This window comes from Comamonas sp. 7D-2 (assembly GCF_022749555.1).
Classification (GTDB): Bacteria; Pseudomonadota; Gammaproteobacteria; order Burkholderiales; family Burkholderiaceae_C; genus Comamonas; species Comamonas thiooxydans.
The window spans coordinates 2,613,505-2,627,353 of record NZ_CP094238.1 but is presented as its reverse complement, the minus strand read 5'-3'; the positions used below and the strand labels follow the sequence as shown (position 1 = coordinate 2,627,353).

The following is a 13,849-nucleotide window of genomic DNA, read 5'->3' as shown; positions in this document are numbered from 1 at the left end:
TTAATACAGCATGAGCAATCCACTTCTCGAATCCTCCTCCCTGCCCTTGTTTGACCGCATTCAGCCTGCGGATGTGGCACCAGCCATCGACACTTTGCTGGCCCGTGCCAGTGAGGCGCTGGAGACCGTGGTTGCACCGGACTTCCCCGCACAGTGGGAGACCATCTCTGCCGTGCTGGACGTGGCGACTGAAAAGCTGGGCACCGCCTGGTCGGCCATCAATCACCTCAACAGCGTTGCCGACACCCCGGAGTTGCGCGCGGCCTATAACGAAGCCCTGCCCAAGGTCACCGAGTTCTGGACCAATCTGGGCGCCGATGAACGCCTGTACGCCAAGTACAAGGCCATTGACCCGACCAGCCTCAACAAGGAACAGCGCGCCGCCTGGGAGCATGCCATGCGCGGCTTTGTGCTCTCGGGTGCCGAACTGCAGGGCGCAGCCAAGGAACGCTTTGCGCAGATCCAGGCACGCTCGGCCGAGTTGGCCCAGAAATTCAGCGAGAACGCGCTGGACGCCACCGATGCCTTTGCCTACTACGCCAAGATTGACGAGCTGGACGGCGTTCCGGCCGATGTGATCGCCGCGGCCAAAGCCGCCGCCGAAGCCGATGGCAAAGAAGGCTACAAGCTGACGCTTAAGATGCCCAGCTATCTGCCAGTGATGCAGTTTGCCAAGAGCAGCGCACTGCGCGAGAAGATTTATCAGGCTTATGTGACCCGAGCTTCCGATCAGGCCGATGGCGATGGCAAACGCTTTGACAACACCGCCGTGATGAAGGAAATCCTCGCCCTGCGCCTGGAAGAATCCCAGTTGCTGGGCTACAGCAACTTCGGCGAAGTCTCGATCGTGCCCAAGATGGCCGATTCGCCCAAGCAGGTCATTGACTTTCTGCGCGATCTGGCACAACGAGCCCGTCCCTATGCAGAAAAGGATGCTGCCGATCTGCGTGCCTTTGCCAGGACTGAGCTCGGCATTGCCGACCCCCAGCCCTGGGACTGGGCCTTCATCGGCGAAAAGCTCAAGGAAGCCCGCTATTCCTTCAGCGAGCAGGAGCTCAAGCAGTATTTTCCTGCACCCAAGGTGCTGGCAGGCCTGTTCAAGATTGTCGAAACCCTGTTCGAAGTCTCCATCCGCCGCGACGAAGCTCCGGTCTGGAACCCCTGCGTGGAGTTCTACCGTATCGAGCGCTCCACCGCGCAAGGCACTCAGCTGGTCGGCCAGTTCTACCTGGACCCGCAGGCGCGCAAGGGCAAGCGTGGCGGCGCCTGGATGGACGATGTGCGTACACGCTGGCTGCGCCCCGACTCCCATCAGCTGCAAACGCCTGTGGCCCACCTGGTCTGCAACTTCGCGTCCGGCGTGGACGGCAAACCCGCGCTGCTCACGCACGATGATGTGATCACCCTGTTCCACGAAACCGGTCACGGTTTGCACCACATGCTCACGCAGGTCAATGAACGCGATGTCTCGGGTATTGCCGGCGTGGAATGGGATGCAGTCGAGCTGCCCAGCCAGTTCATGGAAAATTTCTGCTGGGAGTGGGATGTGCTCAAGCACATGACTGCCCACGTGGACACGGGCGAGGCCTTGCCTCGCGCGCTGTACGACAAGATGATTGCCGCCAAGAACTTCCAGTCCGGCATGCAGACCCTGCGCCAGATCGAGTTTGCGCTGTTCGACATGCTCCTGCACACCGAGCACAATCCGGCAGACGACTTCATGGCGCTGCTGAACCAGGTGCGCACCGAGGTGTCCGTGCTGCAATCGCCAGCCTACAACCGCATGGCACACACTTTCAGCCATATCTTTGCCGGTGGCTATGCCGCCGGTTACTACAGCTACAAATGGGCCGAGGTGCTGAGCGCGGACGCCTATGCGGCTTTTGAAGAAACCATGTTGGCCGATGGCTCGCCCAACCCCGAGACCGGCCGCAAGTACCGCGAGTCGATTCTGGAAGCCGGCGGCAGCCGCCCTGCCATGGAGTCCTTCAAGGCCTTCCGTGGCCGCGAGCCACAGATTGACGCACTGCTTCGCCACCAAGGTATGAGCCAGACCGCCTGAGTCTTCTGCCATCTCCCCAAAAGCGCCCTTCCCGGGCGCTTTTTCATGTCTGCCATCGCCCCAATAAGAGAGACCCAAGACTGACGCTAGCTGACTCACGCACCGAGGTCGGATCAAGACAAGCCGGAGTATGGGAGCAGACAGTCCTCCATGCAAGCTATGCTCTGCCCATCGGCGCTCGCGTCCTCAGACCTCTTCACTGCACTTCATTGACCAAGATTGAGATGCCACGATCTTTCATTGCCCGGCCTTCGGCCGAGAAACCGACCTCCGGCAACGCCCTGCTGCTGACAATGCTTGTAGCCGCCTTTGCCGCATTGGCGAGCGGAGTCAGCCTGGCTCAGAATCTCTACCGCAGCGTGGGCCCTGACGGGCGGGTCACCTATTCCGACCGGGCCATCGGCCCCAACGCCAAGCCCAGTGCCGAAGCCGTGAGCAACGCCGATGGCCCGGCATCTTCGGCCAACGCACAGCTGCCCTACGAGCTGCGCCAGACCGCCAACCGCTATCCCGTCACGATCTATACGGGCAAGGACTGCGAGCCCTGCGACGAGGCCCGGTCTCATCTGCAAAACCGTGGCATCCCGTTCAACGAACGCACCATAGAAACCAGCAGCGATGTTGCAGCACTCAGAAAGCTCAGCGGGCAGGACAGCCTGCCCTTTGCCACCATCGGCAACCAGCACCTCAAGGGTTTTGGCGCCGACAGCTGGGACCAGTACCTGAGCGCGGCCGGCTACCCCAAGCAGCCCCAGTTGCCGAAGAACTACAAAGCCCCCGCAGCCAAGGCTTTGACCATGCCGGCACCAGTTGCTGCCGAAGCAGCCAAGCCCGCCGAGCGTCCTGCACGCATCACGGCGCCAGCAGCCCCGCCCCCTGGCGCGCCCACGCCCGAAAACCCCGCAGGCCTGCGCTTCTAGGAGCCAGAAATTTTCAATGAAATCAGTCTATAACACTTACCAATAAAGCGTTAGCAGCTATCAATTTTATAAAAAAGCCACCTGCGCAAGCAGGTGGCTTTCCGGCCGCAGATTGCTGCTTAGTATTCCAGCGTCTGCACGCCTTGTGCGGTTCCCAGCAGGCACACCGCAGCCTTCTGGTGAGCAAACACGCCCACGGTCACGACGCCGGGCCACTGATTGACTTCGGACTCGAAGGCCAGCGGCTCTGCGATCTTCAGACCGCGGACATCCAGAATATGCTGGCCGTTGTCGGTCACCAGCGGCGCACCATCCTTCATGCGAATCTGCGCCGTCACGTCGGCGCCCATGGCTTCAAAGCGACGCGCGATCTGGGCCGCCGCCATGGGAATGACTTCCACGGGCAGCGGAAAATTACCCAGCACCGGCACGCGCTTGGACTCATCGGCAATGCAGACAAAACGCTGAGCCAGCGCCGCCACGATCTTTTCGCGCGTCAGCGCCGCACCACCGCCCTTGACCATATAGCCCTTGCCGTCGATCTCGTCGGCACCGTCGATATAGACGGCCAGGCTGGCGACTTCATTGGCATCGAACACCTTGATGCCCAGCGCCTTCAGGCGCTCGGTACTGGCAACCGAGCTGGAGACGGCGCCAGGAATCCGATCCTTGATGGTGGCCAGTGCATCAATGAATTTGTTGACCGTGGAGCCTGTGCCCACGCCCACAATTTCACCGGCGACCACATATTTCAGGGCAGCTTGTCCGACCAAAGTTTTCAGTTCATCTTGAGAAAGAGGTGCAGCAGATGTCGTCATGAGGGAAAATCCAGGTAATCCTGCGATTATCCCCATGTCTCTTATTCCTTACTCACTGACGCGTCCTATTCTTTTCGGCATGGACCCCGAAGCGGCCCACGACCTCACCATGAATTTCATGGCAAAGGGTCAAAATACCTTGCTCCAAAAGGCCTGGGCGCGCCCTCTGATCAACGACCCCATCGAGCTGGCGGGCCTCAAGTTCCCGAACCGTGTGGGCATGGCCGCAGGCCTGGACAAGAATGCGCGCTGCATCGATGCGCTGGCCGCCATGGGTTTCGGCTTTGTGGAAGTGGGCACCGTCACGCCCCGCCCCCAGCCCGGCAATCCCAAGCCCCGCATGTTCCGCATTCCTGAAAAGAATGCACTGATCAACCGCCTGGGCTTCAACAACGAAGGCCTGGATGCATTTCTGGCCAATGTGCGCCGCTCGCAAGTGCGCGCCAATGGCGGCGCCATGCTGCTGGGCCTGAACATCGGCAAGAACGCCACAACCCCCATCGAAGAGGCCACCAGCGACTACATCAAGGCCCTGGACGGCGTGTACCCTCATGCCGACTATGTGACAGTCAACATCAGCTCACCCAACACCAAGAATCTGCGTGCCTTGCAAAGCGACGAGGCACTGGATGCTCTGCTGGGAGCTGTCGCCAATCGCCGCGAACAGCTCTCCAGCCAGCATGGCAAGCGCACGCCGGTGTTCGTGAAGATCGCTCCCGACCTCGATGAGGAACAGGTCGGCGTGATTGCGGCGACGCTGGAGCGCCACGGCATGGATGGCGTGATTGCCACCAACACCACCATCAGCCGCGATGCCGTCAAGGGTCTGCAACATGCCGAAGAAGCCGGCGGCCTGTCCGGCGCGCCCGTGCTCGAAGCCAGCAACCAGATCATTCGCCAGCTGCGCTCAGCCCTTGGCAGCCGCTTTCCCATCATTGGCGTGGGCGGCATCCTGAGCGGCGCCGACGCCGTGAGCAAGATCCGCGCAGGTGCTGATGTGGTGCAGATCTACAGCGGCCTGATCTATCGCGGTCCCGATCTTGTGACCGAAGCCGCCCAGGCCATCGCCCATATGCACTGAACTTGACGCGTGGCCTGGCTGCGCACAAAGAAACAGCCCGTCATGCCTGAGCCTGACGGGCTGTTTTTCCAGGACCCTTCAGCCGCGTGCGCGCTGCTGCAGCTTGAGAATCCAGGGCAGTGCTGCGCTGCCCCAGCGAATCAGCTTGCGCGGCCCGAGAACCATGAGCAAGCCCCCCGCTGCCGCCGTTGCCAGCGGATGCAGGCGCACAAAAGACAGCAGGCGCTCGGGCAGGGGAGCATCGGCGTCCACATGTGCAGGCTGCGTGCTGCGCAAGGCCTGCGCCTGCGCCTTGGCAGCGGCTCGAGCCTTGACGCGCGCGCGTTGCTTGGCAATGCGCGACAGCACCAGCTTTTGCTCGGCTGTCGCTTCATCCCAGAGCCGAGCATCCATGCCTGCGGGCTTGACGGGCTCCAACTCTGTGGATCGCAAATCGGGAGAGATGCTGTTCATGCTAAATCCTCTCCTTCAGCGCCTGCCAATCCGATTTGAGCTCGCGCCGCGTGAGCCTGAAAGGACTGGAGAGTTGATTGACAGCTGCCAGCAGTCGCCACAGCCCCAGGCCCCAGACCAGAACCCAGCCACCGACCAGCAGCCACGCCACCAGCTGACGATGCTCGCTATCCCAGAACTGCACGAGCACAGCCATGGACAGGACAATGAGCACGACCACGGTGAGTGCGCCGAGCACAATGGCCAGCACCGCCAGCGTTTGCATGCTGCGCTTGTGCTGTTGCCACTCAAGCTGCGCAAGATCAACGCGATCTTCGGCCGCGATCGCTGCCTCGTTGAGATTGGCACGCCAGCGCTCCAGCAGGGAATCAAGACCTAGTAGTGAAATCAAATTCACAGGCACTTGTCCTTTTGCAGCTCAGCAATGCTTAGCGACGGCCCAGCATGAAACCCAGCAGTGCACCCACTGCCAGCGCGGCACCGGCGACGCGCCAGGGTTCGTCGTGGGCATAACGATCCGCCACATCGGCAGCTTCGCGCGCCTGGCGAGCGGCGTCCTGAGCCGCACGCACGGCAGACTCGCGCACGTTGGCCATGCCGTCGTCGATGCGCTGACGAAACACGCTGATTTCAGGAAGCTTGTCCAGTTCACGGGCAGACAGCAGACCGCGCAGATCGCTGACCAGTTTTTCCAGATCGTCTTGGGCGGTGGAAACGGCGTCGGAAACAGAGCGTGACATATCGATCCTTTCAATGTGACGAAATTGGAATATCGCATGCACTTGGCAGTGCACCAAGATAGCTGCGAGACAGCAAGCATCAGGGCCGGCCGCTCATAAAACCTGCAGCATGTGAACATCTTACAGAAAACGCACCGCCTACAAGAAACTCGCGGGCCTGCGGCACTGTCGGACAGCAGCGAAACTGCCTCATGTCAAGGAATATAAAGCCGTTCAAGGCTCCAAACCAATCTGTTTGCTGCAGCAGCCTTTACGTTGGCGCAGCAGAGCGACCTCAGCCTGAGCTCAGGCATGCCGTGCATGCATAGCTTGATCTCCAGCATCTGCCGCCAAGCAAAGCGGATTACATACGGCAACACACTGATTGCTTAACAGTTCATTAATAAAGTGGCTGCATGCTCGGCAACAAGTCATCTGCTTGCGGGAGTTCCATTCAAAAAAACTCTTCAGCAAGCGAAGACTTGACTCAAATCAAGTGTCACAAACGGCAACTTTCATATAGTCAATTAGGCATAAAAGATATTAATTTAATACTCTTTTATGTTTAAAGCATCAGGGCTTTCTGGTGCCAGTGCGACGATGAAAGGAAGGGCCATGCCACTTCAGAAACGAGAACTCTCCGACTGCGCAACCAGCAGTTCGGCCTGCACCTGCAGCACTCCATCCATTACCCAGGCACCTCAGCAGGCAGTGACTGCGCCCACCAAGCGCGGTTTTTTGCAGGATTTGATTGCCATGGCCGCCAGCCTCGGTGTTGCGGGCAGCGCCCGCGCAGCGCTGCCCGGCGACCCCAGCTTCCAGCCCCTGCGCCGACCCGGCATGCAAGGCAAGCGCTTCGGCATGCTGGTCGATATGCGCAAATGCATTGGCTGCCAAGCCTGCACAGTGAGCTGCTCGGTCGAAAACCAGCCCCCCATCGGCCAGTTCCGCACCACGGTGCTGCAATACGAAATCGACCAGGCCGGCGACACGGCTGCCGCCATGGTCAGTCTGCCGCGGCTATGCAACCACTGCGACGAACCGCCTTGCGTGCCCGTCTGCCCGGTTCAAGCCACATTTCAACGCACCGACGGGATCGTTCTTGTCGATAACGAGCGCTGCGTGGGCTGCGGCTATTGCGTGCAGGCCTGCCCCTACGACGCGCGCTTCATCAATCACGAAACGCAGACTGCCGACAAATGCACCTTCTGCGAACACCGCCTGGAAGCCGGTCTGCTGCCCGCCTGCGTGGAAAGCTGCGTGGGTGGCGCGCGCGTGATTGGCGATCTGAACGACGCGCACAGCGAAATCAACCAGCGCATCAATGCTCACAAGGACGATATCAAGGTCCTCAAGCCGGGCATGAAGACCAAGCCGCACGTCTTCTACATCGGTCTGCCCGATGAGTTTGTGAACGGTGTCGATGGTCAGGCCACGGTTCGCCTTGTTGCCGAACATCTGTGAAAGGAGTGCCCTCATGCAAATCATTGAACTCCTGACCCCGGCCTACGAAGCGGCATGGTTGCCATGGGCCGTGCAGTACTTCTTTCTGGTCGGCATGGCCACGGGGGCCGCACTGCTGACTTCGGCCTGTGCGTTCGGGCCGGCCCAAGGCTTGCTCCAGCGCCTGCTGCCCACAGCGGTGCTGGTGCTGGCCATGAGTGCGATTGCAGCACCGGTGGCCCTGCTGGCCGACCTGCACCAGCCTGCACGCTTCTGGCATTTCTATGCCCACCTCACGCCCTGGTCGTGGATGAGCCTGGGTGCCGTGCTCATGCCCACGTTTGTCGGGCTGTGCGTGTTGATGTGCGCGCTGTGGTGGCTGGGCAAGCAGCGGTTGATGCGCCTGCTGGTGCCTGTACTGGTGCTGTCCACGCTCAGCATCGTGGTCTACACGGGCGCCGAAATCATGGTCATCCGATCGCGCCCGCTGTGGAACACGCTGTGGGTACCGATCAATCTGACACTCAGCGGCTGGCTGGCCACCGTGGGCATGGGCTTTGTGCTCTACCGCTTTCTGCCCCGATCCTTGCAGCCCGATGCGGCAGCCCTGCAAGGGCTGCGCAATCTGGGCCTGTGGCTGGCCACCGGCCTGATTGCCAGCGCCCTGACCTGGGGAATTGCCGGCATCGCGGGCCAGAGTCCTTCATTCGACATGGCTGTGCGCCTGTTCAATGAGTTCCCTGTCTGGCGCATCTCCATGCTGGGCTCGGCCGTGTTTGGAGCAGCCGTGGTGATGGCCCTGCTGCGCGGCGAGCATCGTCTGGCAGCCAAGGGCTACACCCTGGTGCTGGGCACCGGCCTGGCGGCGTCGGCATGGGCCTTCCGCTGGGCACTGTTCATGGGCGTGCAGGGCGTACCCAAGTTTGGAGCCGGCCTGTATCTGTACAGCATGCCTCTGGGCGGTGAAGGCCTGATGGGCATGCTGGGCATGGCAGGCCTGTGCGTGGCACTGGTTGCGTTGACCACCTGGGCGCTGGAGCTGTTCCCGGCCCGCAAGCCCGCCAGCGCTGCCTAAAAACCAAGCCAAGTACACATCTAACGCAATACCAGCAGGCGCCAGCAGCTCTCAACACCATAGAAACGCTGCAGCGCTTGCCCTTCCCTCACACAAAGGGCAAGACCATGACTGACAAGAAACTCTCCCCTGGACAATCACAAGACGTCGAGGCCGATCGCACCGATGCCGGCCGCCGCCGCATGCTGCTGCGCGGCGGCGCCGTCGCAGGCGGTCTGGCAGCTTTTGCCGCAGGCTATGGCGAAACCGTGGCCAAGGGAGCCAAAGGGCTGATCACCGGCAGCTCGGGCAAAGCCACCCAAAGCGCCACGCGCGGCAACTCGCTGACGCCCGAATTCCGTATAGACCCCGTCAGCGGCAAACTGACGACCCAGCCCGGCCAGGTGGTCAGCCCCTCCTCGTGTCTGGGCTGCTGGACACAGTGCGGCGTGCGTGTGCGCGTCGATACTGCCGACAACCGTATCATCCGTATCGCCGGCAACCCTTATCACCCCCTGGCCACCACCCACCCCGCCCCCATGGAAACACCGGTTCGCGAGGTCTATGCCATGCTGGGCGGTGACAACGGTCTGGAAGGACGTGCCACCAGTTGCGCCCGCGGCTCGGCCATGCTCGAGCACCAAAAAGCACCGCACCGCGTTCTCAAGCCGCTCAAGCGCGTCGGTCCACGCGGCTCCGGCCAGTGGAAGAGCATCACGCTCGAAGAGCTAGTTCAGGAAATCTGCGAAGGCGGCGATCTCTTCGGCGAAGGCCATGTGGACGGCCTGCGCGCCATCCGCGACGTCAACACGCTGATCGATGAAGCCAATCCCGAATACGGCCCAAAGTCCAACCAATTGCTGGTGACGGAGGCCGCCAACGAAGGCCGTACTCCGCTGGTCAACCGCTTTGCCAAACAATCGTTCGGCACCATCAACGTGTCCAACCACGGCTCTTACTGCGGCCAGACCTACCGGGTAGGCACGGGCGCGGCGCTGGGCGATATGGCCGGTATGCCCCACGGCAAGCCGGACTGGCAGAGCTCGCGATTTGGCCTGTTCATCGGCACCTCGCCGGCTCAGTCTGGCAACCCATTCCAGCGCGTGGGCCGCGAGCTGGCCGAAGCCCGCTCGCGCGGCGAGAACACCTATCGATACGTGGTGGTCTCGCCCATGCTGCCCACTTCGTCCAGTCATGCGGCAGGTGACAACAACCGCTGGCTGCCCGTCAAACCCGGCAGCGACCTGGCACTGGCCATGGGCCTGATCCGCTGGATCATCGACAACGAGCGCTATGACAAGCAGTTTCTGACCCAGCCCGGCCCCGCAGCCATGGCTAGCGTTGGCGAAGCCAGCTGGAGCAACGCCACCCACTTGCTGGTCAACGAGCCCAAGCATCCGCGCTACGGCCAGTTCCTGCGCGGCGCAGATATTGGTCTGCCCATGCCAGATCCTATCGACGAAAAAACACCCGCCGAAGATGTGTATGTGGTGCAGCTGAACGATGGCAGCCTGGCCGCCCATACCGTGGCCCAGCCTGCCGAGCTGGTTGCCGAGCGCGAATTCACACCCATCAAGGCTGTCGGCGCCACCGAAGAGCCTGCGCCTATCGCCGTCTGCACCGCCTTTGTCAAGCTGCGCGCCGAAGCGCACAGGAAGACGCTGGAGGAATACGCAGCTATGTGCGGCGTGCCGGTCAAGGAGATCGAGGAGTTGGCGCGCGAATTCACCAGCCATGGCAAACAGGCCGTGGCCAACTCGCACGGCGGCACCATGAATGGCTCGGGCTTTTACACAGCCTATGCCATTGCCATGCTCAACAATCTCATCGGCAACCTCAATGTGCGCGGCGGCTGGGTCATGGATGCCGGCCCGTTCGGCCCCTTTGGCCCGGGACCGCGATACAACTTTGCGCAGTTTGAAGGCGCAGTCAAACCCCGGGGCGTGGCCCTGTCGCGCACCCGCTTCCCTTACGAAAAGACCAGCGAATTCAAGCGCAAAAAGGAAGCGGGCCAGAACCCCTACCCCGCCAAGGCGCCCTGGTATCCCGCGCCTGGCGGCCTTTCCAGCGAGATGCTGGCCGCCGGCATGCTGGGCTACCCCTACCCGGTCAAGGCCTGGATCAACCACATCAGCAACCCCATCTACGCCATGTGCGGCTTCGAGAATGCGCTGGCAGACTCGGTCAAGGACGTGAAAAAGCTACCGCTGTTTGTCTCGGTGGACCCCTTCATCAACGAGACCTCTGCTCTGGCCGACTACATCGTGCCAGACACCGTCACTTATGAGAGCTGGGGCATTGGCGCGCCCTGGGCCGACGTCGTAGCCAAGAGCAGCACAGTGCGCTGGCCCACGGTAGAAGCTGCCACTGCCAAAACGGCAGACGGCCAAGCCATCAGCTTCGAGACCTTCATCTTTGCCGTGGCCAAGCAATTGGGTCTGCCAGGTTTTGGCAAGAATGCGATGAGCACCAAGCAAGGCGAGCTGCTGGACCTGGAAAACGCCGAAGACTTCTACCTGCGCGGCATGTGCAATATCGCCTATCAGGCGGGCAAGCCTGTACCCGAAGCCAGCGATGACGACATAAAAATCACCGGCCTCGAGAAATGGATGCCATCGCTAGAACAGCGTGTCGCCCCCGAAGAAGTGCGCCGCGTCGCCATGGTCATGAGCCGTGGCGGCCGCTTCGACAAGGTTGAAGACGCATGGACGGACGACCAGCTCAAGCTGCAGGCCAAGTTCCCGGCCACTTTCTGGCACGAAGGTCTGTCCAGGATGCGCCACTCCATGACCGGCGAGCGCTACAGCGGCTGCCCCACCTGGTACCCCACGCGCCTGGCCGACGGCTCGGACATGCGCCAAGTGTTTTCCGAACAAGACTGGCCGCTGACCATGACCAGCTACAAGTCAAACCTGATGAGCAGCATGTCCATCGCCGCCTCACGCCTGCGCCAGGTGCACCCACACAATCCTGTGAGCATCAACAAGGCCGACGCTGCAAAGCTGGGCATCGCCAATGGCGACCACATCGAACTCAGCACCCCCGGCGGCAAACTCCAAGGCGTGGCCTTGGTACGCGCTGGTATTGCGCCCGGTGCGATCGCCATTGAGCACGGCTACGGTCACAAGCAACTGGGTACGGCGTCTGTCAATGTAGTTGGAACATGAGTCATGCTGCTTCTAGTTCACTATGCACATGGATAACGGTCGTTTCCTTCTCTGGATTCAGCCAAACGCTGCCTACGGGTTGCCAGTTTCGAGTATTGCCCGACCAGCGTGCAGGATGCTGAGCGCGAGCGATCTGATAAAGGGCATGGCGCCGGGCAAGAATGGCGTGATCCTGGCCGGCGTGGCGCTGAGCGGGCGTGACGTAACGGATCTCGCTATGGCGATGCTGTTCGTTGTACCAATACACGAATTGCCCCACCCACTTGCGGGCGTCGGTCAGGTCGGCAAAGCCAGCCACAGGGAAGGCGGGATGGTATTTGCAGGTACGGAACAAGGATTCAGAGTAGGCGTTATCGTTCGAGACGCGGGCACGGCTGTGCGACGGTGTGACGCCGAGTTCTTCAAGCTTGGCATGGATGGTCGAACCCTTCATCGCCGAGCCGTTATCGCCGTGCAGGACCAGCGGCCGGTGACCACATTGCTCACGCAGTACCGCTCGTTGAACGACCTGCGCGCTGTTGGCCATGTTCTCGGCTTCAAAGACTTCGTGGCCCACGATCTTGCGGCTGTAGATGTCGACGATCAGGTACAGATAAAAGAACTGGCCGCGAACCCGGGTCGGCAGATAAGTCACATCCCAGCTCCACACGGCGTTGGCGTGGTCGGCACGATGGCGCCGTGGCGGGCCCTTGCGCTGGGGCGCGGCTTGGCGACCACGACGGCGCTGTTCTCCCGCCGCATGCAGGATGCGATAGAAGGTCGACTCCGAGGCAAGATACCGTTGCTCATCATCCAGCAGCCGCGCAACAATCTGCGCCGGAGGCAAGCTGGCAAACTGCGGTCGGTGGCAGACATCCAGCACCGCCTGGCGTTCTTTGTGCGTCAGGGCATGAGCCGGCCTTGGCCGTGTCGCGTGAGGCCGCTGGTCTTCACCACCTGCCGACCAACGCCGGTAGGTGTTCTGCCCGATTCCCAGCTCGCCACAGGCATGACGCAGGCGCGCACCGGCCGCTCTGGCTTGGTTGACCAACTCTACAATCCGACGGCGATCTGTGGCATTGGTCATTTTTCCTCGTCCCCCCAGATCGCCTGGACTTTTTTTCGCAGCGCCAGCAATGCTGCCGTTTCAGCCAAGGCGGCGTCCTTGCGACGCAACTCCCGCTCTAGCTCCCGTATGCGTTTGCGCTCGGCCTTGGTCGCTTCTGATTGCCGTGCGGCGGCTTGGTCAGACCGATCATTGGCCTGTTCACAACTGGCGCGCCAGCGACGAATCTGCTCAGGATATAGACCACGGCGACGGCAGTACTCGGACAGCTCTTCTTCGGTCAACGCAGCGGTTTCCAGTACCGCATTGAACTTCTGCGCCGAGGTCCAGCCTTCCGTGGTGGGGGAGGCGTTTGGAAGCAATCGGCCCGTGCTACGGGCTTGCTTTCGCCAGTTGTATATCGTGGCAGCTGAGATACCTTCCTCGCCAGCCAGATCATTGACGGTACGGTTATACGGCGCTTCCAGCTTGGCCAAGATGGCTTCGCGCCGCTCGGGGGAATACTTCATGGGAACCTTCTCTCTGCCCCAGGTTGGATATTCAAACTCTAACATCTGTAGAGGTTCCAACTATTCTGACAGCGGGGGGTACCGTGGCCCACAAGGTTGACGGCCAGCTCACCCATGCCAACCCACAGCACGGCAATGGCGTGAATCTCAATGCTCTAGGCTTTGCCGATCCGACCCGACCTGCAAAGGACAATGTCTGGATCGACTGGGTATCGGGGGCAGTGGTCAGGCAAGGGTTGCCAGTGAGAGTGAGAAAGGCTTGATAAGGGCCTAAAGCTCCGGCGGGCGATCGGGACAGAAATTCCCGCCGCTCGCATCTACGAGGGATGGCCTTGAAACGACTGCCAGCAAATCGCGGCGATATCTTGAACCTGCCGAGGATCAACCGCATTGCCGCCCATTGGCTTGCAACAAGAATCGGGGCCGGATTAGGTTCGTCCCGAAATCGGACATGACAAACCACAGGCACCATTCCTGAGTGTCCGTCTTCAGCTTCTACGAAAACTCAAAAAAATGGTAATGAATCCATGAAATACTATTCAATCGAATTGGACAGTACATTATTTACAATTAAAAAC

The 13,849-nt window shown here is 61.0% G+C and carries 10 protein-coding genes and 2 pseudogenes; 7 read left to right on the top strand and 5 right to left on the bottom strand.

Going from position 1 to position 13,849, the window contains the following annotated elements:
* The first annotated feature begins 10 nt into the window (after nucleotides 1-10).
* Both MPZ60_RS12055 and MPZ60_RS12050 read left to right on the top strand, forming a co-directional pair.
* Nucleotides 11-2,062 carry a M3 family metallopeptidase gene (locus tag MPZ60_RS12055; RefSeq protein ID WP_034355851.1) on the top strand — a complete coding sequence of 684 codons (2,052 nt, stop codon included), beginning with the start codon at nucleotides 11-13 and terminating at the stop codon, nucleotides 2,060-2,062.
* A gap of 224 nt (nucleotides 2,063-2,286) precedes the next feature.
* Nucleotides 2,287-2,982: a glutaredoxin domain-containing protein gene (locus MPZ60_RS12050; protein ID WP_052057610.1), complete on the top strand. Its 696-nt coding sequence runs from the start codon at nucleotides 2,287-2,289 to the stop codon at nucleotides 2,980-2,982.
* Between the two features lie 119 nt (nucleotides 2,983-3,101).
* Here the strand turns inward: MPZ60_RS12050 and rpiA are convergent, their stop codons facing one another.
* Nucleotides 3,102-3,800: a ribose-5-phosphate isomerase RpiA gene (rpiA, locus tag MPZ60_RS12045; RefSeq protein ID WP_034355848.1), complete on the bottom strand. Its 699-nt coding sequence runs from the start codon at nucleotides 3,798-3,800 to the stop codon at nucleotides 3,102-3,104.
* A gap of 34 nt (nucleotides 3,801-3,834) precedes the next feature.
* On the opposite strand from rpiA, the gene MPZ60_RS12040 reads away from it, so the two are divergent.
* Nucleotides 3,835-4,881 carry a quinone-dependent dihydroorotate dehydrogenase gene (locus MPZ60_RS12040; protein ID WP_034355845.1) on the top strand — a complete coding sequence of 349 codons (1,047 nt, stop codon included), beginning with the start codon at nucleotides 3,835-3,837 and terminating at the stop codon, nucleotides 4,879-4,881.
* A gap of 78 nt (nucleotides 4,882-4,959) precedes the next feature.
* Here the strand turns inward: MPZ60_RS12040 and MPZ60_RS12035 are convergent, their stop codons facing one another.
* The 3 genes from MPZ60_RS12035 to MPZ60_RS12025 are packed head-to-tail and all read right to left on the bottom strand — an operon-like array spanning nucleotide 4,960 to nucleotide 6,074.
* Nucleotides 4,960-5,334 (bottom strand): hypothetical protein, encoded by a 375-nt coding sequence (locus MPZ60_RS12035; protein ID WP_034355842.1) that lies wholly within the window; start codon nucleotides 5,332-5,334, stop codon nucleotides 4,960-4,962.
* Between the two features lies 1 nt (nucleotide 5,335).
* Complete coding sequence (locus MPZ60_RS12030; RefSeq protein WP_080746035.1) at nucleotides 5,336-5,737, bottom strand: phage holin family protein; 402 nt, start codon at nucleotides 5,735-5,737, stop codon at nucleotides 5,336-5,338.
* Nucleotides 5,738-5,762: 25 nt separating this feature from the next.
* Nucleotides 5,763-6,074 carry a DUF883 domain-containing protein gene (locus MPZ60_RS12025; protein ID WP_034355839.1) on the bottom strand — a complete coding sequence of 104 codons (312 nt, stop codon included), beginning with the start codon at nucleotides 6,072-6,074 and terminating at the stop codon, nucleotides 5,763-5,765.
* Nucleotides 6,075-6,668: 594 nt separating this feature from the next.
* Between MPZ60_RS12025 and dsrO the strand changes: the two genes are divergently transcribed.
* The 3 genes from dsrO (at nucleotide 6,669) to MPZ60_RS12010 (ending at nucleotide 11,717) form a co-directional block, all read left to right on the top strand.
* A complete protein-coding gene (gene dsrO, locus MPZ60_RS12020) occupies nucleotides 6,669-7,517 on the top strand; it encodes a sulfate reduction electron transfer complex DsrMKJOP subunit DsrO (RefSeq protein ID WP_034355836.1) in 849 nt (282 codons plus the stop codon).
* 13 nt (nucleotides 7,518-7,530) lie between these two features.
* Nucleotides 7,531-8,571, top strand: coding sequence for an NrfD/PsrC family molybdoenzyme membrane anchor subunit (gene nrfD / locus MPZ60_RS12015; protein ID WP_034355834.1), 1,041 nt, complete (start codon nucleotides 7,531-7,533; stop codon nucleotides 8,569-8,571).
* 107 nt (nucleotides 8,572-8,678) lie between these two features.
* Complete coding sequence (locus MPZ60_RS12010; protein ID WP_242881726.1) at nucleotides 8,679-11,717, top strand: tetrathionate reductase subunit A; 3,039 nt, start codon at nucleotides 8,679-8,681, stop codon at nucleotides 11,715-11,717.
* A gap of 1 nt (nucleotide 11,718) precedes the next feature.
* Here the strand turns inward: MPZ60_RS12010 and MPZ60_RS12005 are convergent.
* A pseudogene (locus MPZ60_RS12005) lies at nucleotides 11,719-13,271 on the bottom strand (IS3 family transposase).
* A 77-nt stretch (nucleotides 13,272-13,348) separates the two neighbouring features.
* Here MPZ60_RS12005 and MPZ60_RS25220 point away from each other — a divergent pair.
* Nucleotides 13,349-13,534 (top strand): annotated as a pseudogene (locus MPZ60_RS25220) (hypothetical protein); the annotation flags it as partial.
* Nucleotides 13,535-13,849 lie beyond the last annotated feature (315 nt).

Bases quoted from the DNA above. Each gene is read 5' to 3' on its own strand.
- MPZ60_RS12055 (WP_034355851.1), top strand. From the start codon at position 11: ATGAGCAATCCACTTCTCGAATCCTCCTCCCTGCCCTTGTTTGACCGC.
- MPZ60_RS12050 (WP_052057610.1), top strand. From the start codon at position 2,287: ATGCCACGATCTTTCATTGCCCGGCCTTCGGCCGAGAAACCGACCTCC.
- rpiA (WP_034355848.1), bottom strand. From the start codon at position 3,800: ATGACGACATCTGCTGCACCTCTTTCTCAAGATGAACTGAAAACTTTG.
- MPZ60_RS12040 (WP_034355845.1), top strand. From the start codon at position 3,835: ATGTCTCTTATTCCTTACTCACTGACGCGTCCTATTCTTTTCGGCATG.
- MPZ60_RS12035 (WP_034355842.1), bottom strand. From the start codon at position 5,334: ATGAACAGCATCTCTCCCGATTTGCGATCCACAGAGTTGGAGCCCGTC.
- MPZ60_RS12025 (WP_034355839.1), bottom strand. From the start codon at position 6,074: ATGTCACGCTCTGTTTCCGACGCCGTTTCCACCGCCCAAGACGATCTG.
- dsrO (WP_034355836.1), top strand. From the start codon at position 6,669: ATGCCACTTCAGAAACGAGAACTCTCCGACTGCGCAACCAGCAGTTCG.
- nrfD (WP_034355834.1), top strand. From the start codon at position 7,531: ATGCAAATCATTGAACTCCTGACCCCGGCCTACGAAGCGGCATGGTTG.
- MPZ60_RS12010 (WP_242881726.1), top strand. From the start codon at position 8,679: ATGACTGACAAGAAACTCTCCCCTGGACAATCACAAGACGTCGAGGCC.